Origin of the sequence: Brenneria tiliae (genome assembly GCF_023347575.1) — a bacterium.
GTDB classification, from domain to species: domain Bacteria; phylum Pseudomonadota; class Gammaproteobacteria; order Enterobacterales; family Enterobacteriaceae; genus Brenneria; species Brenneria corticis.
The window spans coordinates 49,505-69,808 of sequence record NZ_JAKPCB010000092.1 but is presented as its reverse complement, the minus strand read 5'-3'; the positions used below and the strand labels follow the sequence as shown (position 1 = coordinate 69,808).

At 59.2% G+C, this 20,304-nt stretch carries 16 protein-coding genes; 10 read left to right on the top strand and 6 right to left on the bottom strand.

From position 1 onward, the window contains the following. Positions 1-13 precede the first annotated feature (13 nt). Positions 14-601 carry a D-alanyl-D-alanine dipeptidase gene (gene ddpX / locus MFP24_RS06470; protein WP_249229790.1) on the bottom strand — a complete coding sequence of 196 codons (588 nt, stop codon included), beginning with the start codon at positions 599-601 and terminating at the stop codon, positions 14-16. Between the two features lie 14 nt (positions 602-615). Then, positions 616-1,482 carry a MurR/RpiR family transcriptional regulator gene (locus tag MFP24_RS06465; protein WP_249229791.1) on the bottom strand — a complete coding sequence of 289 codons (867 nt, stop codon included), beginning with the start codon at positions 1,480-1,482 and terminating at the stop codon, positions 616-618. A 554-nt stretch (positions 1,483-2,036) separates the two neighbouring features. Here MFP24_RS06465 and MFP24_RS06460 point away from each other — a divergent pair. After that, positions 2,037-2,369, top strand: coding sequence for a hypothetical protein (locus tag MFP24_RS06460; protein WP_249229792.1), 333 nt, complete (start codon positions 2,037-2,039; stop codon positions 2,367-2,369). Here MFP24_RS06460 and MFP24_RS06455 read toward each other — a convergent pair. After that, positions 2,350-3,150, bottom strand: coding sequence for a DUF4225 domain-containing protein (locus MFP24_RS06455; protein ID WP_249229793.1), 801 nt, complete (start codon positions 3,148-3,150; stop codon positions 2,350-2,352). The genes MFP24_RS06460 and MFP24_RS06455 overlap by 20 nt on opposite strands. On the opposite strand from MFP24_RS06455, the gene MFP24_RS06450 reads away from it, so the two are divergent. Next, on the top strand, positions 3,056-3,601 hold the full coding sequence (locus MFP24_RS06450) for a HipA domain-containing protein (RefSeq protein WP_249229794.1): 546 nt from the start codon (positions 3,056-3,058) through the stop codon (positions 3,599-3,601). The two genes, MFP24_RS06455 and MFP24_RS06450, sit on opposite strands and share 95 nt — an antisense overlap. Here MFP24_RS06450 and MFP24_RS06445 read toward each other — a convergent pair. Then, positions 3,598-4,833 (bottom strand): serine hydrolase domain-containing protein, encoded by a 1,236-nt coding sequence (locus MFP24_RS06445; protein WP_249229795.1) that lies wholly within the window; start codon positions 4,831-4,833, stop codon positions 3,598-3,600. The two genes, MFP24_RS06450 and MFP24_RS06445, sit on opposite strands and share 4 nt — an antisense overlap. 366 nt (positions 4,834-5,199) lie before the next feature. Between MFP24_RS06445 and MFP24_RS06440 the strand changes: the two genes are divergently transcribed. From MFP24_RS06440 to MFP24_RS06405, 8 genes are all read left to right on the top strand, one after another. Next, positions 5,200-6,843, top strand: a complete 1,644-nt coding sequence (locus MFP24_RS06440) for a TIGR04028 family ABC transporter substrate-binding protein (RefSeq protein WP_249229796.1) — start codon at positions 5,200-5,202, stop codon at positions 6,841-6,843. Positions 6,844-6,904: 61 nt separating this feature from the next. Continuing rightward, positions 6,905-7,849: an ABC transporter permease gene (locus tag MFP24_RS06435; protein WP_249229797.1), complete on the top strand. Its 945-nt coding sequence runs from the start codon at positions 6,905-6,907 to the stop codon at positions 7,847-7,849. After that, on the top strand, positions 7,846-8,718 hold the full coding sequence (locus MFP24_RS06430) for an ABC transporter permease (protein ID WP_249229798.1): 873 nt from the start codon (positions 7,846-7,848) through the stop codon (positions 8,716-8,718). Before MFP24_RS06435 ends, MFP24_RS06430 begins: the two co-directional genes overlap by 4 nt. Next, complete coding sequence (locus MFP24_RS06425) at positions 8,715-10,355, top strand: dipeptide ABC transporter ATP-binding protein (protein ID WP_249229799.1); 1,641 nt, start codon at positions 8,715-8,717, stop codon at positions 10,353-10,355. The genes MFP24_RS06430 and MFP24_RS06425 overlap by 4 nt, the downstream gene beginning before the upstream one ends. A gap of 26 nt (positions 10,356-10,381) precedes the next feature. After that, positions 10,382-11,416: a putative FMN-dependent luciferase-like monooxygenase gene (locus MFP24_RS06420; protein ID WP_249229800.1), complete on the top strand. Its 1,035-nt coding sequence runs from the start codon at positions 10,382-10,384 to the stop codon at positions 11,414-11,416. Further along, the gene (locus MFP24_RS06415) at positions 11,413-12,546 is read left to right on the top strand and encodes an alkylhydroperoxidase domain protein (RefSeq protein ID WP_249229801.1); all 1,134 of its coding nucleotides are present in this window, start codon (positions 11,413-11,415) and stop codon (positions 12,544-12,546) included. The genes MFP24_RS06420 and MFP24_RS06415 overlap by 4 nt, the downstream gene beginning before the upstream one ends. Before the next feature lie 263 nt (positions 12,547-12,809). Further along, a complete protein-coding gene (gene katG, locus MFP24_RS06410; RefSeq protein ID WP_249229802.1) occupies positions 12,810-14,993 on the top strand; it encodes a catalase/peroxidase HPI in 2,184 nt (727 codons plus the stop codon). Between the two features lie 311 nt (positions 14,994-15,304). Further along, on the top strand, positions 15,305-17,689 hold the full coding sequence (locus MFP24_RS06405; protein WP_249229803.1) for a TonB-dependent siderophore receptor: 2,385 nt from the start codon (positions 15,305-15,307) through the stop codon (positions 17,687-17,689). A gap of 151 nt (positions 17,690-17,840) precedes the next feature. Here the strand turns inward: MFP24_RS06405 and gorA are convergent, their stop codons facing one another. Then, positions 17,841-19,193 (bottom strand): glutathione-disulfide reductase, encoded by a 1,353-nt coding sequence (gene gorA / locus MFP24_RS06400; protein ID WP_249229804.1) that lies wholly within the window; start codon positions 19,191-19,193, stop codon positions 17,841-17,843. A gap of 114 nt (positions 19,194-19,307) precedes the next feature. Further along, positions 19,308-20,150: a 23S rRNA (adenine(2030)-N(6))-methyltransferase RlmJ gene (locus tag MFP24_RS06395; RefSeq protein WP_249229837.1), complete on the bottom strand. Its 843-nt coding sequence runs from the start codon at positions 20,148-20,150 to the stop codon at positions 19,308-19,310. Positions 20,151-20,304: the final 154 nt, after the last annotated feature.

The window sequence follows — 20,304 nt, the reverse complement described above, 5'->3', positions numbered from 1 at the left end:
AGTGCTCCTGGTTTCACAGTAAATGGGGGATGGTTATGTTTTGCGGTGCGATGCAGCTAAAACGATCGCTTAACAGCGGGTAGGCCGTAGAGCCGGGCAGTTCAAAGTGCCACCATTCGCTGGCGATGCCGACAAAACCGCCGCCAAACATGATGGCGTTCAACAACAGGCGATTGCGCTGCGCCGCAGGCGGCACGCCGGGGTGATAAGGATGAGAGCGCTCATGCATCTCATCAAATTCCGTGCCCATATCCAGCAGTCGGCCGTTTTCGTCGCAAAGCGCAACGTCCACCGCGGTGCCGCGGCTATGGTTGGAGCCCAGCGAGACCTCCACCACATACCGCGGGTCCGGGCAGGCCAGCCACAGATACTCCTGCGCTTTCCTGGGACGATAGGCGTCGTAAAGCAGCAGCGTGACGCCCGCCAGCGCGGCGATTTCCACGCTGCGCCCCAGGGCTTCGGCCGCGTCCGGGTGCAGCAAACAGCGATTTTCGCTGTAAATGGTCTGGCCGGTAATGTTATCCGCCGTGGCATATTTCATGTCGATGCGCACCAAGGGAAAAACAGCGGCAATATCAACCAATTCAATCTCTTGATCCATATAACAAATCCTGTTTAACGTTCAAATTGTCCAAATTCCTGTTGCAGTTGGCGGTTTAGCGCCAGACGGGATGCCAAACGATCGCCGAGCCGCTCCACGACCGCGGAAAGCAGCAGATTGAACAGGCAGCTGAGCGGCGCCAGCGAATCCCAAAAATGGCCGGTATCGGTCTGCACTTGCAGCAGATCCAGCGGATAATCCCGCGCCCACGGGCACCAGATATCGGTGACCAGCGCCAGCGGCAGGTTGCGCTCACTGGCGGCGCGGCAATATTGCCGGGCGACGGTGGAATACGCCCGCGTGTCGGTAACCACCAGATAAGGACGGTCAAACTCGGAGTTGAGCGACTCCACCCAGGTGCCCGATAGCCCATCGACATAGCTGACGCGGGGGCGCAGATATTCCAGATGGCTGAAAAAAGCGTTGGCGATACCGCGCGTGGACTGGATGCCCAAAATAAACACCGCTTCCGCTTCGGCAAGCTGCCGGCTCACTCGCGCAAAGGTTTCGCTCTGCGCCAGTTGATAAACCTGGGCGATCGCCGCCAGTTCAAGCTGGAGCGACTGGGAAAAGCGTTCGGGCAACGCGGGCTGCTGCTGCCATGAGTCGAGGCGGTCGATCACGCCCCAGGGTTTATAGGGGTCCTCCGGCCGATGACGCAGGCTGCTTTTGACATCTTCCAGATTGCGATAGCCCAGCCTGCGCAGGTAACGGCCGACGGTAATGCCCGAAGTACCGGTCGCTTTGGCGATGCTGTCCGCGGTTTCGAACGGAATCTGGGCAATATGCGTCAGCAGCCAGCCAGCGATACGTTTACCGCTCGGCGTCTGCTGGCTAAAGCTGGCTTCAATCCTGGCAACTAACGCCGTTGTCTCCGTCATTTCCCGCCCCGATGTTATTTTGTTGTCACTAATCAAAATGCTGTTATACAAATAACAATGCAGGGCGCGTGCCAGGTTTTCTCCGGCGGGGAAACGGCCGTCAGACGGCGATCAGGGGGAATGAAGCACGCTTGACGCGGGTATGGAAGCGCAAAAATCGTGCAGATACGATCCGTTTTGGTGCGCATTGATGGCGCGCTCGACTAGAGCGTGAATATCTTGCTGAGCATGAGTTTATCCCAGCGGCGACGTGTTAATCGCAATAATAAAGAAAGAAGAATTCTGGCTCGCGCGAGGCAGATCGGCGAGATAAATACAGGAGCTCAGGGTGGTTGAACGGACACTGTATTTCAGCAATCTCGTACAAAGATAACCGGCATATTATTCATACCGGTAACAGGTTGAAATCAGGTTGTGGCTATATCAAATATAACGGGCTGTTGGATGTTGTTTATCCTGAAGGCACATATTTATCGTGGCTTTGTCACTTTTATATAGTTATTTTATCTCTCCGAGCTGCTCGCTATACTGACTCAAAGACAACGGAGTTAACCATGCTGACAGATAAAGACAAAGCGTTGCTGCGTTCCGGGTTCACCCCCGACGATGTGAAAAAACTAAAGAACGCCGCGGCCAATTACGGCGATCCGATTGAATCCGTTATCGATGTTCTGTCGCGGCGGTTCCGCGGTATGCTGTATATCACCATCGTATTACTCATTATCTGGGTTTTGATTATCGCCTTTGATTCACAGACCAGCGCACTGTCATTCGGTATCGCTTTCATATTTGTACTAGGTATTTTCACTCTGGTAATACCACTCAAGCTCGGTTACAAAGCGTGGCGCTACCAGCGCCGGCCACGCGTCAGTTTTGATCGTCAGTAGTCAGCAGATCAAAAACCACGTTGGCCTTAAGACCGTAACCTACCAGTTTCATCGTTAATTTAGGCCTACTTATCGAATCGACCTTGCGATAAAAATCAGAACGCAGATAATGAAACAGGCGCCAAGCGCCCGGTTTTCTCATCAGCCCAAAAACGCTGTAAACATTGGCGGCGAGGCTGACGGTGTTGAATACGGCCAGGCCGCTTTCTGACCTGAATCCCATGAATTCGGCCGCTGAGATGACGCTATCCGCGATAACCCCTTGTGAATTGGGTTCATTGAAAATCTGGCGTTTCGCTTCGCGTGAAATAGTGTTTGCGCCATCAACAACCAGGATTGCCCCGACTAAAACCCCGATCGGCGTCATGGTTCCTATCAGAAATGCGCCGGTTGCAATTAGCGTTCCGGCGAGAACAACGTGAACAGCGGAAATCACATACCCGACGATCCTGTTCTCTTTCTGAACGTACTGTACCTGAGCATAAAGTTTTGCCGTGCCGATTTTCAGCATTCGGGCTTGCTCCAGCAACTCACTGTTTTCCGTGCGCAGGCAGTGAATGCATGCCATTCTCTCATCATCGGTTCTTGCTCTGGAAATGACAGAAAATTGTTCGGAAATCAGCTTCTTTATGTCCTGAACAAACTGGATCCGCATCAACCCGACCGTCAGATGATCGGCCGACACGATGTTCGCCGTATTGATAAGTTTTCTCGCCTCAAGGTTGGCCATTGATTCGAACCAATTTCGGTTCCGGTCTGCGGAAAACAGTGCAATATCCATTCTGTTCCTTCGCATTGTTTACGCCTATCTGCTGGGCAATAACGACATGCATCTGCGCAACTTTGCTTTGATCCACCCAAGTAGCGGCAAACCGGCCCTGGCCCCGATTTATGATTTTGTCTCTGTCGCGCCCTATAAGGCGTATTTCACTTCCGGCTTCCTGGCATTGCCATTACTCGTGCGCGAGGAAAGCGAAAAGGCGCTCGCCCCCGGCTTTGCAACCCGGTACGGCGAGTATCTGGGGATGGACTTTCTGGTGTTTGGCCGCAGCATGGGTCTGAGTGAAAAGCTTCTCAGAAATCTGCTCTTGATGGCGTTACCCAAAGAAGCCGGGTTAGTGGAGGCAACCTACCGCGACTCCTTTATGTCGGCCGATGCTATTGAAGCCACGCTGCAATGTTACCGGCAACGGCTGAACCGAATTCAGGTGCTGGACGCCGAGCCCGTTTAGGCGCCTTTAAACCATATAGTGTTGTTCAGTACCGGACAGGACGCGCCACGATAGTCCATCGCCCTGCCGATACGCTGAATAAGCGAATGGCCGAGGTTATTGTTCCAGTTAAAGCTATTTTGCAGTATCACGACCGCAACCTTGTGCTGGCGGTCCAAGCCGATATAACTTGAGTACCCGCCAATATAGCCCACCTGATAAGTGATATGCTGTTGGCCGATTTCATCGGTAATCCAGGCAATATTGGCCGCCTCTTTGGTGCGGTTGTAATAGGTTTTCAAAGAGTCGCTGATGGCTTCATCCAGCGCGGCGTCGCCCGTCGGGTAGAGATGCGCATGGGCGAATTTCAGCAAATCATTCGCGCTGGTATAGAGGCTGGCCGCGCCCATCATATTGGAAGAAAAATGCCAGTCGGGTATTGGCGTGCCGCGCAAAATGAATTTTGGCTGATCGCCCGCATGACCGAGGGCGCGATAGGGGAATTGCTTTAATTTTCCGGGGGTGAAGCTGGTATTTTTCAGCCCGAGCGGCCGGATAATATGGTGGTTTACCAACTGATCGATCGGCGCGCCGGTTTTCAGCCGCAGGATGTAATTCAGGATGGCGTAGCCGAGGTTGGAATAGATAGGCACCGGATTGGCCGGCGCATTAAAACGAGCCAGGTAGTTCAGTACGCTGTCATCATCCAGCGTGGCGTAAAAGTTGTTTCCGGTGAACAGATACTCGGCGAACGATCTCAGCATCCGCACATCCATCACTTGCCGTGGTAAACCGGAGGTATGCGTCGCCAGCTGCAGCAGGGTGATCTTTTTTGCCCGCTCGCTTAAACGGATATTGCGCGGCATCAATTGCTCAAGCGTATCATCCCATTTCAATACGCCGCGCTTTACCAGGATCGCCGTGGTTTCCGCGGTAAAGCCTTTACTCACGGAACCCACCGCAAAAAGGGTATCGCCGGTAATCGGGTAGCGGTGATAACGGTCCGTTACCCCATAACCCCAACTGCGCATTTGCCCGTCGGCCGTTAGCACCCCGACCACCAAACCCGGCGTGGTATTCCGTTTGAGTAACGGAATGGCAAGGCGATCGACCTCCCCCGACAAATCATGACCGCAGGCCAACGCCCGGCGGTCAAAATCCGACTCGTCGGTCGACATATCCGACAAGGTGCCGCAACCGGAAAGCGTCAATACCAGGGCCGAACAGAGCGCTAATTTAAGGGCTGCGGGCATAATGGTCCGTTCTGCGGGAAGGTGGCGTAAGATTAAGCGATTTTACAAGGGATCATAATAAGATAGCCACGTTTAGTTCACACTTGTCCCCAAAACCCGGGGTGCTGATTGATGGCGCGCGATAAGCCTGATGGTTGGCAATAATAAAAACACACTCCAGAAACACGGACTCAACACCAAGCCTACATACACGGCATTTTTTCTACATAAAATTGAATAATGAATGCCGGTTTTGTACTTTGCTGTTTCCCGCCGCCTATGGAAGTATCGCCTTAAATATCGGTCGACCCCTCCCGCAAAACCTCATCAAGCAAAGGCTTGGCCGTTTATTTATTCACCTGATAACTAAAACGTAGGGACAACATCGTGTCGATTTTCTTGCATTCTTATCATAAACAGAAGCTGCGCGTTTTTGCTTCATTGTTACTTCTGGGCGGCGCCGTTACGGCGCAAGCCGCGGACCAAACCCCGAAAACCGGCGGCACGCTGATCTATCTGGAGCAACAGGCCCACACCAATCTTTATCCCCCGGCCGGCGGGTTTTATCCCAACGGCGGCATCCTGAATCAGATCACCGACAAACTGACCTACCAGAACCCGCAAACGCTGGAAATCGAGCCGTGGATTGCCGAGTCCTGGAGCATCAATGCCGACAGCACCGAATACACCTTCAAAATCCGCCCCGGCGTCACCTTCTCTGACGGCACGCCGCTGGACGCCAACGCGGTGGCCAAGAATTTCGACACCTACGGCTTAGGCAATCCGGCGCTCAACCAGCCGATTTCGGAAGTGATCAATAACTATCAGCGCAGCGAGGTGATCGATCCGCTGACGGTGAAGTTCTACTTCAGCAAACCGTCGCCGGGTTTTCTGCAGGGCACCTCGGCCATTGGTTCCGGCCTGGTTTCCCTCGCCACGCTGGCGCGTGACTTCAATCAGCTGGGCAACGCGCAGCATATTATCGGTTCCGGCCCGTTCGTGGTGAGCAGCGAAAAGCTGGGGCGCGAGCTGAAGCTGACCGCGCGGCGCGACTACAACTGGGCGCCGGTAAAATTCCAGCATCAGGGACGTCCTTATCTGGATGGCATCACCATTCTGGTGACCCCGGAAGACAGCGTGCGCATCGGCGCGCTGATCTCCGGTCAGGCGGATTTTATCCGTCAGATTCAGGCCTATGATGAAAAACGGGTGCAGGATGACAACTTCAGCATTTATGCCCCCGCCACCCGCGGCGTCAACAACAGCGTCAATTTCCGGCCGGATAACCCGCTGGTCGCCGATATCCGCGTGCGCCGGGCGCTGCTCCACGCTACCAATACCAAAGAGATCATCGATACGCTGTTCTCGGACAACTATCCGCAGGCCACCTCCGTTCTGGCGAAAACCGCCGCCGGCCATGTCGACCTGTCGGATAAGCTGACCTTCGATCCGGCGCTGGCTTCCCGCCTGCTGGACGAGGCCGGCTGGAAAACCGACCCACAGGGCATCCGGCAGAAGGACGGACAGTCGCTGACGCTGACCGCCTATGAATCGCTGCCGCAGCCGCAAAACAAAGAGACGCTGCAGGTGGTTTCCCAGCAGTGGGCCAAGGTCGGGGTGAAGCTGAACGTCCTGGCGGGCGACGCCGGCAGCAAAACGCGCGACAGCCTCGATCCGCTGAAAACCGGCGTCGCGCCGGGCATGGTGGGGCGCGCCGATCCGGACGTGCTGAAAAGCCAGTATTACCCGACGGTGCGCAACGTCCTGCTGCAGAAAGGCGGCGCCAGCGATAAGGTCAAAAACTTTACGGATACGACGTTGAACAACCTGCTGGACGGCATCGCCAGCGAAACCGACCGCGGCAAACGGCTGGCGCTGGTGGGCGAGGTGCAGCGTTATCTGATCGACCAGGCTTACGTCATCCCCATTTTTGAAGAGCCGCAGGTTTTCGCCGGTTCCCCGGCCACCAAGGGCATTGGCTTTGAGGCGGTAGGACGGCCAAGCTTCTATAACGTCTGGCTGGATAAATAATTCACGACGACGACCCTTTTTCACCGCTCGGAAAAGGGTCTCTGGCGATAGGGAGTAGATTATGAGCAGGTATCTGGCGATACGCATCGGTCAGGCGCTGATCGTGCTATGGGCGGCGTTTACCTTATCTTTCATTCTGTTGCAGGCGCTGCCCGGCGATGCGGTGCTGATCAAGTTTCAAAGTCCCGAACTGGGGTTAAGCGCCGATCAAATCGCCCAGCTGCGCCTGGCCTACGGGGCGGATATCCCGCTCCTCAGCCAGTACGTTCAGTCGATCGAGCGGGTGCTGCGCGGTGATTTCGGCCTCTCGTTGCAGGCCGGCGTGCCGGTAACCGAGCTGCTGGCCGCCAATCTTCCCTCCACGCTGCTGCTGGCGGCGCTGGGCTTTGTCGCCGCCGCGCTGCTGGCCTGCGCCATCGCCTTTTTATCCACCCTCACGCCGTTTCACTGGCTGCGCTCCGCGCTGCAGTCTTTGCCGTCGCTGTTTATTTCCGTGCCGACGTTCTGGCTCGGCATCGTGCTGATTCAGGTCTTCTCTTTCCGCCTGGGCTGGATCCCGGTGATAAATCCCGGCGAGTGGGAAGGATTGATTCTGCCGACCCTGACGCTGGCGCTGCCGATTTCCGCCCCGCTGGCCCAGGTGCTGATGCGCAGCATCGACCGGGTGCAGACCCAGCCGTTCGTCGCCGTCGCCCGCGCCAAAGGCGCCAGCCGCGGCGGCGTGCTGTGGCGGCATATCGCCCGCAACGCCATGCTGCCGACGCTGACCATCGCCGGTCTGCTGCTGGGTGAGCTGATCGCCGGCGCGCTGATCACCGAAACGGTCTTTGGCCGCAGCGGGCTGGGACAGCTGACGCAGGACGCGGTCAACAATCAGGACGGCAGCGTGCTGCAGGCGATTGTGCTGATCTCCGCCACCGCTTTTGTGATCGTTAATCTGATAGTGGATCTGCTTTATCCTCTGCTCGATCCACGGCTGAAAAAAACCGCCGGAGCCGCATTATGACCATTATTTCACTGGAGAAAATCGCCTTATCGCCATTGAGAAAATGGCCGCGCCTTAGCCGCCATGTCGTGCGTTACGCGGCGCAGCCGGGGTTGGTTATCGCCTGGCTGATCCTGCTGACGGTGGTGCTGTGGGCGCTGTTCCCGGCGTGGTTTACCGCCTATAGTCCGACAGAGGGCATCGTCGGCGCCCAGCGGCAGGCGCCGGGCGGAGAGTACTGGCTGGGCACCGATCAGCTCGGCCGGGATCTGTATGCGCGCATTGTCTACGGCGCGGTGCATTCGCTGTCCGGGGCGGCGATCGCGGTCGCCCTGGGGTTGATTCTGGGCAGCGCGCTGGGTCTGGTGGCCGGCGCCGTGGGCGGCTGGTGGGACACGCTGGTGATGCGCGTCATCGACACGCTGCTCTCCATTCCCGTGCTGCTGCTGGCGCTGAGCGTGATCATTCTGCTGGGGTTCGGCACCGTGAACGCCGCCGTCGCCGTCGGGGTCACCTCGGTGGCCAACTTCGCCCGGCTGATGCGCTCGGAGGTGCTGCGGGTGCGCAACAGCGACTACGTTGAAGCGGCCTACGGCAGCGGCGGAACCTTCTTCAGCGTGCTGCGGCGCCATATCCTGCCCAACTCGCTGACCACCGTCTTCGCCTTCGCCGCCCTGCAGTTCGGCAGCGCCATTCTGACCATCTCCACCCTCAGCTTTCTCGGCTACGGCGCGCCGCCGCCGACCCCGGAGTGGGGATTGCTTATCGCCGAGGGCCGTAACTATATCGCCACCGCCTGGTGGCTAAGCGCCTTCCCCGGACTGGTGGTGGTGCTGACGGTACTCTCCGCCAACCGTATCAGCCAGTCCATCGGGAGAACGTCGCGATGAATCAAACTACCGGCCGCCCTTCCCGTACCCCGGTCCCGGTACTGGAACTGGACAACGTCTCCATCGCCTACCGCGGCGATGAAGGGGAACAAACCGTGGTGGAGGGGGTTTCGTTTCATATCGACGCCGGCGAGGTCGTCGCGCTGGTGGGCGAATCCGGCTCCGGCAAAACCACCACCGCCCAGGCGGTGATCGGCCTGCTGGCGGAAAACGGCCGCCTGACGCGCGGCGCCATCCGCCTGAACGGCACGGATATCGCCAACTGGCCGCAGAAGCGGCTGGACAGCCTGCGCGGCGCGCGCATCAGCCTGATCCCGCAGGACCCCGGCAGTTCCCTCAATCCGGTGCAGACCATTGGCGATCAGGTGGATGAAATTCTGCGCCTCCACCAGCGGGAAGATCGCCGCGCCACGCGCCGCAAAACGCTGGCGCTGCTGGAGCGCGTCGGCCTGAGCCAGCCTGAGCTGCGCGCCCGCCAATACCCCCATGAGCTCTCCGGCGGCATGAAGCAGAGAGTGTTGATCGCCATCGCCATCGCGCTGAAGCCGGCGCTGATTATCGCCGATGAGCCCACCAGCGCGCTGGACGTCACGGTGCAAAAACGCATTCTCGACGTGCTGGACGAACTGCGGCGCGAAAACGGCACCGCCGTGCTGTTCGTCACCCACGATCTGGGCGTGGCCGCCGAGCGCGCCGACCGTCTGCTGGTATTCCAGCACGGCTATATTCAGGAGCAGGGGCCGACGCAGGCGGTGCTGAAAGCGCCCGCCAGCCAGTACGCCCGCACCCTGCTGGCCAACGTGCCGTCGCTGAATCCGGTCAAGCGCCCTGCGCCGCCGGCGCCGCGCGAAATCATCGTGTCGGTGGAAAACCTGGTGCAGGACTTCCCGCTGGCGGGCCGCAAAGGGGAACATTTCCGCGCGGTGGACCATATCTCGTTCAGCGTCGGCCGGGGAAGCACCCACGCCATCGTCGGCGAATCCGGCTCCGGCAAGACCACCACCGCCCGCAGCCTGCTCGCGTTTCAGCGCCCCAGCGCGGGCCGCATCCTGATTGACGGCACGGATATCACCCGGCTGAAGGGCGAAGCGCTGCGCCAGTTCCGCCAGACCATCCAGTTGGTATACCAGAATCCGTTCGGCTCGCTCGATCCCGCGCAGCGGCTATACGACATCATTGAGGAGCCGTTGCGCAACTTTAACCGCTACGCCAAGGCGCAGCGGGAGCGGAAGGTGCATGAAATGTTCGAGCGCGTCGCCCTGCCCGCCGCGCTGCTGACGCGTAAACCGCGCGAGCTCTCCGGCGGCCAGCGGCAGCGTGTCGCCATCGCCCGGGCGCTGGTGCTGGAGCCTAAAGTGCTGGTGCTGGATGAAGCGGTCTCCGCGCTGGACGTCACCGTGCAGGCGCAGATTCTGCGCCTGTTGACGGAACTACAGCAGTCGCTGGGGCTGACCTATCTGTTTATTTCCCACGATCTGGCGGTAGTACGTCAGATCGCCGACACCGTCTCGGTGCTACATCACGGCCGACAGGTGGAGTGCGGGCCGGTGGAGCAGATTTTCGCCCAGCCCGCCAACCGTTACACCCGCGAACTTATTGAGGCGATCCCCGGACGGCAACACCCGGCTTTCGCCTGAAAACCATACACAAGAAGGATGTTAGGATGACAAGTAAACGCCTGGGTTTTTTCACCCGCCTGCTCGACGACGTCTCTGCGCAACAGCGTTACCGGCTCGCCACGGAGCAAATCGTTAAAGCCGAGCAACTGGGATTCGACAGCGCCTGGGTGGCCCAGCACCACTTTCATGCCGACGAAGGCGGGCTGCCGTCGCCGCTGGTTTTTCTCGCCCACGTCGCGGCCAATACCCGGCGTATCCGGCTCGGCACCGGGGTGATTACCCTGCCGATGGAGCACCCCCTGCGGGTGGCGGAAGATACCGCCGTGCTCGATCTGCTCAGCAACGGGCGGCTGGAGGTCGGCATCGGCTCCGGCGGCACGCCCTCCTCTTTCGCCGCTTTCGGCCATGACAGCGCGCAGCGCGGCGAAATTCTCGCCCGGTATCTGGCGCAGGTGCGCGCGGCATGGCGCGGAGAGCCGTTAAGCGGCGACGGCAATCAGCTCTATCCCGAGGCGGCCCATCTCAATAAACGGGTCTGGCAGGCGACGTTTTCGGTGGACGGCGCGGTGCGCGCCGGCAAAGCGGGCGACGGGCTGATGCTGTCCCGCACCCAGCCGCGGCCGGAGAGCTTTCCCAACGCCACGCTGGCGGATTTGCAGAATCAGATGATCGACGCCTATCTGGCCGCGCTGCCGGAGGGGGTGCAACCGCGGATTCTCGGGTCGCGCAGCGTTTTCGTCGCCGACGATCGCCAGCTGGCGTTAAGCCTGGCGGAAACAGGACTGCGCCGTTCCGCCGCGCGCCTCGGGGCGTTCCGCCCGATACGCCAGGGTTCGGTGGCCGAGCTGATCGACTCTTTCGACAGCCACGTCGGGACGGCTGAGGACGTTATCGCCACCCTTCAGGCGGACAGTTCGCTGGCTCGGGTGACCGATGTGTCGTTTCAGGTGCACTCCATCGATCCGCCGCACGCCCTGATCCTGCGCTCCCTTGAATTGATCGCCACGCAGGTCGCGCCAGCCCTGGGCTGGCAGCCTGCCGTGAAACAGAAAAATACGCTTGGACAGGAGACGATATGACCTACGAAGCGCAAAATAAACCGCAGCCTCGCGACGTGCTGGACGCGCTGGCTGAAATCACCCCGGACAGCGAACTGGCCGCCGCCAGAAAAACCCGTGAAGCGGCCACGCGCCATATTCAGGGCAGCTATGAGGCGATCTTCGCCGCCGGCGAGGAAGAAGCCCTGCCGTTATCCCTGCGTTTCCGGCTGGCGGAGAAAGTCAGCGGCTGGCATCAGGATGAGCAGCTACAGCGCTTTTACGCCGCCAGAGCGGCCGAAACCGGCGAACCGCCATCAACGCCGGCGCGGCAACTGGCGCTGGCGCACGCCGAGCTCCTGACGCGCGCGCCCATCAGCGCGGAGGCGTCGCAGCTACGGACGCTGGAACAGGCGGGCTGGTCGGCGGAAGATATCGTTACGCTCTCGCAGCTGGTGGCTTTCGTCAGCTTCCAGAGCAGACTGCTGCGCGGCTACCGCCTGATCGCCGGACAGCGGATCGGCCAGCCGCACTCACAGGCCGCGGTCGCCGGCCGTTGGCATACGCACCCCGCCACGCAGAGCGGAAAAGCGGCTCCGCAGGCGTTTACCCAGGCCGGATTGGAATGGGAACCCTGGATCGCCCCTAAGCCGCTGGCGGAATTCAATGCCGACGAACAGGCGATTCTGGCGCGCTTCGGCCATACCGACTCTGATTATTTCCGCCTGCTGGGGCGTAACCTGCCGGTGCTGGAACAGCGCACGCTAACGGACAAGGGGATTTTCTATACCTCCGGCGGATTGCCGCGTAAAGAGCGGGAGCTGGTGGCCGCCATCACCAGCAAGGTGAACGGCTGCATTTACTGCGCTTCCGTGCACGCCGCCAAGGCCAGCCAGCTGTCCAAACAGCACGATGACGTACAACGCTTGCTGGACGTGGCGCCCGGCGGCGATTTGGCCATCGGCCAGAACCCGCGCTGGCAGGCGATTATCGATTTCACCGCCCGCCTGTCGGTCACCCCGGCGCAGGTTAACGCCAACGATCTGGCGCGGCTGCGCGAGCAGGGGCTGGATACGCTGGAGATTGTCGATGTGGTGCAGTCGGCGGCGTTCTTTGCCTGGGCAAACCGGCTGATGCTGACGCTGGGCGAACCCTTCTGGCCGGAGTTCTGATTTAGCGATGAGGCGGCGGCCGCGCCGCCGTGTGATTCGAAAGTAAAACGTTGCTACGGCATCCGCCCGGATGCCCTTTCCTTCCCTCTCCTCCTCACTGCCCGGCGCGATCGGCATTCAGCGCCGGCCATAGCCTCGATAGCCTGGAGCTATTACAACATTAATATCATTCGATTTTACCTATACCCATACAATCTCTAGGATGAATCATCCGTCAACGGACCCGATAGTTGATCTATTCAAGAAAAGGTAGGGGAAAAATTATGTCAACCGAAGCGAAATGCCCGTTTGGCCACGGCGCCGCCGGCAAAGATACCGCCGCCGCCAGCACCACCAACCGCGACTGGTGGCCGAATCAACTGCGCGTCGATCTGCTGAGCCAACACTCATCTCGATCGAATCCGCTGGATCCGACGTTTAACTACCGCGAAGCATTCAAGAAGCTGGATTACCAGGCGCTGAAAAACGACCTGCGCAAATTGATGACGGATTCGCAAGATTGGTGGCCTGCTGACTTCGGTCACTATGGTCCGCAGTTTATTCGCATGGCGTGGCACAGCGCCGGCACCTACCGCGCCGCAGACGGACGCGGCGGCGGCGGGCGCGGCCAGCAGCGTTTCGCGCCGCTGAACGCCTGGCCGGACAACGTCAATATCGATAAATCCCGACGCCTGCTGTGGCCGATCAAGCAGAAATACGGCCAGGCGATCTCCTGGGCCGACCTGTTTATCCTGACCGGCAATGTCGCGCTGGAGACCATGGGTTTCCGCACCTTCGGTTTCGGCGGCGGCCGCGAAGACACCTGGGAGCCCGATCAGGACGTCAACTGGGGTTCCGAAACCGCATGGCTTTCCCACCGGCCGGCCGACACACTCGATGAGAAACTCGGCGCCACCGAGATGGGCCTGATCTACGTCAATCCGGAAGGCCCGAATTCCAGCGGCGATCCGGTTGCCGCCGCCAACGCCATCCGCGTGACGTTCGCCCGCATGGGGATGAACGACGAAGAAACCGTGGCGCTGATCGGCGGCGGACATACCTTCGGCAAAACCCACGGCGCGGCGCCGGAATCTCATAAAGGGGCGGATCCTGAAGCCGCCGGCCTGGAAGCGCAAGGCCTTGGCTGGGCGAGCGATTACGGCACCGGACACGGCAACGACGCCATCGGCAGCGGCCTGGAAGTCATCTGGACGCAGACGCCGGCGCAGTGGAGCAACTACTTCTTCGAAAACTTATTCAACTATGAATGGGTCCAGACCCGCAGCCCGGCCGGCCTGATCCAATGGGAAGCCCAGGACGCCGAAGCGATCATTCCCGACCCGCACGATCCGTCGAGAAAGCGTAAGCCGACCATGCTGACGACCGACCTGTCGCTGCGCGTTGATCCGATCTACGAGAAAATCTCGCGTCGATTCCTGGAAAATCCGCAGTCTTTTGCCGAGGCGTTCGCCCGCGCCTGGTTCAAACTGACCCACCGCGACATGGGCCCGCGCTCGCGCTACCTCGGCCCGGAAGTTCCCGGCGAAGACCTGATTTGGCAGGATCCGCTGCCTGCCGTTAATCATCCTCTGATTGACGAAGCGGATGCCGCGACGCTCAAAGCGAGAGTACTGGAGGCGGGCCTGACCCTGTCGGAACTGGTCGGCACCGCCTGGGCCTCGGCCTCCACCTTCCGCGGCGGCGACAAACGCGGCGGCGCCAACGGCGCGCGCATACGCCTGGCGCCGCAGAAGGACTGGGAGGTCAACCAACCCGAAAAACTGGCCGGGGTGCTGAGTGCTTTGCAAGCCATCCAGCGCGACTTCAATCTGGAGGCGAGCGGCGGTAAGCAGGTGTCGCTGGCGGATCTGATCGTACTGGCGGGAAACGCCGGGGTCGAACAGGCGGCGCAGGCGGCGGGCTATCCGGTGGCGGTGCCGTTCACGCCGGGCCGCACCGATGCCTCGCAGCAACAGACGGACGTCGATGCCTTCGCCAAGCTGGAGCCGGCCGCGGACGGCTTCCGCAACTACGAGGCGGCCGGACTGGCGGCGCCCGCCGAGGTGGCGCTGATCGATAAGGCGCAGCTGCTGACGCTGACCGCGCCCGAGCTGACGGCGCTGATTGGCGGCCTGCGCGCGATCAACATCAACGCCGACGGCTCCGCCAACGGCATCTTCACCCATCGGCCCGGCACGTTGAGCAACGATTTCTTCGTCAACCTGCTGGATATGGGCACCACGTGGCAAGCCGTTTCGCCGGGCGCAAACCGCTATGAAGGACGCGACCGCGACAGCGGAGAAGTGAAGTGGACCGCGACGCGCGCCGATCTGGTGTTCGGTTCCAACGCCCAGCTACGCGCCCTGGCGGAAGTGTACGCCGGCGCGGACGCCCAGGCGAAGTTCGTGCAGGACTTTGTCGCCGCCTGGCACAAAGTGACGAACCTGGATCGTTTTGACCTGGCGTAATCACGCAGGCCGCAACGCGTAGTTCCCCCCGACCGGTGCAACACACCGGTCGGTTTTTTTTATGGCCCGCCATCCCTGACGGCCACCCTTACGGGCCGTCGCCGGTGCGACACAAGCCCTCCAGCCGAGTTCGAATCCCGTTTCCCCAACGTTACTACCTCAAGGGCTGGCGAGCGGCTTTCTGGCGGCGGCGCCGATGCCCGCGAACAGCAAACGAGAATGAAAACGATTTACATCAAGATCTAAGAGATAGTATACTCCCACCCATTCGCCTGCGAATTAATATAATCCCAATATTTTCATGAAGATAGATGCAGAACGGTTGCAAGCTCTTGCCGATAAACGCTGCCGATGAGGGCGAGTTCATCGTCGCCCCGAACCAACAACTTCAACCATCGAAACCTGTACTTAGAATTGTCGGAGTCCATATGCGTTGCAGGGTTCTTGCCCATAACAAAACCATCACCGGGTTTTCGCTGCTGTTGCCGTCAATGACCATCTTTGCGGCCGGAATTGTATCCCTTTCGGCTCATGCCCAACAGGCATCAGAAAGCGGCTATTCGGCTCCTGCCGATCCGTTGGACGCCTCGCACTCCCGTTCCGGCGAGCACTCCAGTCTTCATCCGACCGCCAACGGCAAAGGAACCATTACCGCCGCTGCCTCAAGGGCGCGCGACACGATGGTGGTCGAGGCCAACTCGGCCGGCGATGATAACGCCACTATCGTCGCCAGAAACAGTAGCGCAGCCACGAAGCTGAATACGCCGCTCATCAAAACCGACCGTTCCGTATCCGTTGTCACCAGGCGGGAGATGGAACAGCGCGGCGTTCAGGACACCGTAGAAGCCGTCCGCTATTCCGCCGGCGTGACGACAGGCCCCTATGGTTTTGATCCCCGCTTCGATCAGATTTACATCCGCGGCTACAGCGCTACGACAATGGGCGACTACAAGGATGGCTTGCGGCAACCATATCTGAACTACGGCATGTTCCGGACGGATATTTATTCGCTGGAGCGTACGGAAATCGTTAAAGGGCCGGTCTCCGTACTCTATGGCGCCGGAACGCCGGCGGGCATCGTGAATAAGGTCTCGAAATTTGCAAACGGTAGCCGTATTCGAGAAGCCGGGATACTTTACGGCACCCAAAACCGCAAGCAGTTTGCCTTCGATGTGGGCGACGCGTTGGGCGAAAGCAGCGATGTCTCCTATCGTCTCGTCGGTCTCGCGCGGGAAGGCGAAACGAATTTCGACATCGCCGATAATCGCTATTTTCTCCAGCCGTCGGTGACCTGGACGCCATCCGATCAGACCAGGCTTACGGCATACGGACTGGTTCAGAACAGCGAATCCGATGCGTCGGTCAGCGCGATAACCGATGCAGGCGGTCAGGTGCGCCCTTTTAGGTCCAGCGATCCGGACTATGACCACCAGAAGACCCGCCAGCAACAGGTCGGATATGAGTTTGAGCACTACTTCAACAACCTCTTGACCTTCAGGCAGAACCTGCGCTATTCGCACCTCAATTTGCACGGACAGTATTTGAGCGTAAGTAACTGGACCGGAACGGTCGCTCACCGCTACCCCTGGGAGATCCGCGACGAATTGGATGTTTTCCAGGTTGACACGCAGCTGGAGTGGGCCTTCGACACCGGCGCGCTTTCCCATACGCTGTTGACCGGCTTCGACTACACGGACATCGACTCCTCCGTCGCGTATGGATACGGCGCCGTCGATTCCGCCTTCGATTTCGACATCGCCAACCCCAGCTATGGCGTATCTGGCCCGACAGGGGGATATGGCTCCTATCAGACCAATGCGGATTTGCGGCAGAGCGGGCTTTATGCCATGGATCAGATCGAGCTCGGCAATTGGCATTTCACGCTTGGCGGACGTCACACCTGGGTCGAACAAAGCCGTACCGGCTCCTATCCGAGCACCGGCGTTCCCATTGACCAAAGTCTGAAAAAAGACGCCTTCACCGCCCAGGCCGGCCTTCTTTATGCCTTCGACAACGGATTATCGCCATTCGCAAACTATGCGACCTCGTTCGAGCCGGTGACTAACCGCTCGGCATCGGGAGATATTCTCGCGCCAACCAAAGGCGAGCAGTTCGAACTGGGGGTGAAATACCAGCCTCCCGGCTCGAACATCCTCCTGTCGGCCACAACCTACCATCTCGTGGAGAAGAACAAACCCGTTCTTGTCGATGCGGCAGCGCTGACATACCGTGCGCTCGGCGAAGTGACGAACAAGGGAGTCGAACTGGAAGCCCGCGCCAATATCACCGACGGCTGGGACATTATTACCGCTTACACCTATGCTCACTCCCGGATCACGGCCGGAGACGACAACGGAAATTCGCCCGCCGTCACGCCCGAACACGCCGCCAGCCTCTGGTTGAACCATACTTTCGCCGCAAACAGCTTCGTTCCGGGCCTGTCGACCGGCGTGGGCCTGCGATATACCGGCTCGAACTATACCAGTACGGCCAACACGACCAAGAATGACGCCGCTTATTACCTTGACGCCACGCTCAGCTATAATTTCGGCGCTATCGTCAAAAAATATGATGGATTGACGGTCTCCCTCAGCGCCCGCAATATTGCCGATCATCGCGACACCGTCTGCAATGAAGGCTATTGCTATTTGGGACAAGAGAGGAATATCACCGCGTCCCTAAAATATCGCTGGTAACCCCGCGCAAGGCGAATGCGGCTGTATCATGAGTGTCCAAAAACCGCTTTGCGCCGCTGATTTGCCGGATGGACTATGCCGTCCGGCTATCGTTTCGGCTCAGGGCGAACGCCGTAAGCGGATTTAACAAGCGTTTATCGCTGACTTAAAATCAGCGCATGGTCACAAACTCTTCCGCCGCCGTCGGGTGAATGGCGACGGTATTGTCGAAGTCTTGTTTGGTGGCGCCCATTTTCAGCGCCACCGCAAAGCCTTGCAGCATTTCATCCATGCCGAAGCCAATGCCGTGGATGCCGACAATCTTCTCCTCCTCGCCCACGCAGACCAGCTTCATGCGGCACGGCTGGCGATGCCGGGTCACGGCGGTGTACATGGCGGTAAAAGAAGAGGTGTAAACCTTCACCTTATCGTCGCCGTACCGTTCGCGCGCCTGGGGTTCGGTGAGCCCGACGGTGCCGATAGGCGGATGGCTGAAGACCACGGTGGGAATATTGCTGTAATCCAGGTGCTCGTACGGCTTGTCGTTAAACAAACGCTCCGACAGACGGCGGCCCGCCGCCACGGCGACCGGCGTCAGTTCTACCGCGCCGGTGTTGTCCCCCACCGCGTAGATGCCCGGCACGTTGGTATTCTGGAATTTATCCACCTGGATATAGCCTTTCTCGTTCAGCGCAACGCCGGTTACGCTCAGGTTCAGGTTATCCGTCGCCGGCTCGCGACCGATGGCCCAAATCAGGCAGTCCACCGTTTGCGTCTTGCCGTTCTCCAGCGTCAGCGTCAGGCTGCCGTCGGCATTTTTCGCCACCGATTGCGGGATCGACTCGGTATGCAGCGTCGGCCCTTCGCTGTTCATCACTTCAACCAGGGTGTCGACAATCAGCGGATCGAAGCTGCGCAGCGGCGTTTGCTTACGCACGAACAGGTGCGTTTCTGAACCCAGCGCGTTGACCACGCCGGCGATTTCCACCGCGATATAGCCGGCGCCCACGATGGCGGTGCGTTTCGGCAAGGCATCCAGCGCGAAGAAACCGTCGGAATCAATACCGTATTCGGCGCCGGGCACATCGGGGCGCGTCGGACGGCCGCCGGTGGCGATCAGGATATGGTCGGCGGTGATTTTCTCACCGTTCACCTCTACGCTATGCGCATCGACAAAGCGGGCGAACCCCCTAATCACGTCCACCTTGTTTTTACCCAGCACGTTATCGTAGGACTGATGAATACGGTCAATATAGGCGCTGCGGTTTTTAACCAGCCTATGCCAGTCAAACCGGTTTACCGTGGTATCAAAACCGTAGTCAGGCCCGTATTGATGGATCGCCTCGGCAATCTGCGCCGCGTGCCACATCACTTTTTTCGGCACGCAGCCGACGTTGACACAGGTACCGCCCAGATATTTTGCTTCGATCAACGCACATTTTTTTCCATACATCGCCGCGCGATTAATCGAGGCAATCCCGCCGCTGCCGCCGCCAATAGCCAGGTAGTCATAGTGTTTAGTCATCAGAATATCCATGCTTGGGTGAAAAAAATTTGTCTAGAGTGTAACCGCGGCGCCCGGCGTCCCGTAAAGGTTATCCCTATGATTGCGATAGGAAAACCGCCGAATAGCCAGACGTTACTCCGCGACAACCTGCTCAACGCGCGTATGCCCGGTTCCCGCCGGAACCAGCGCCTGGTGCAGCCAGGGCAGTACGCTTTCCATTTGCGCTTTCAGCTTCCACGGCGGATTGATCACAATCATTCCGGAAGCCGTCATGCCGTGGCGATCGCTGTCCGGCAACACCGCCAGCTCAATTTGCAGGATGTTGCGGATGCCGGTCGCTTCCAGATCTTTCAGTAAGCGCTTGATATGCTGACGCAGCACCACCGGATACCACAGGGCAAACACCCCGGTGGCGAAACGTCTGTAGCCTTCCTGAATGCCTTGCACCACCGACTGATAATCCGTCTTCAGTTCATACGGCGGATCGATCAGCACAAAACCGCGACGCGACAGCGGCGGCAGCTGCGACTTCAGCTGCTGGTAGCCGTCTCCGCGCACCACCTTGGAGCGGGCATCTTTCTGAAACTCGTTACGCAGCAGCGGAAAATCGCTCGGGTGCAGCTCCGTCAGGTGAATTTTGTCCTGCTCGCGCAGCAGCTGCCGGGCAATCAGCGGCGAGCCAGGGTAATAGCGCAGCTGACCGTTATGATTATAGGTGCGAACCGCCTGCATGTAAGGTTCCAGCTCGGCGGGAATATCGTCGCGCTGCCAGATTCGGGCAATGCCGTCCAGATACTCTCCGGTGCGTTCCGCATGTTCGCCGCTCAACTGATAGCGCCCGGCCCCCGCATGGGTATCCAGATACAGGAAGGGTTTTTCTTTCTCTTTCAGCGCGGTGATGATCAGGCTCTGAACGGTGTGTTTCACCACATCGGCATGATTGCCGGCGTGAAAACTATGGCGATAACTTAGCATTAGACTCTCTTGCTGTTGGGTGTTGCAGAAGACAGGGTAAAAATCGCTATCAGTATAAACCGTCTGGCCGATAAAAAGTGAACTGCGTTGCCGGAGGCGGTAAGAGGGAACAGCCTCAATGGCGCCGCCACGGCCGTCCGCCGGGGATAAATTC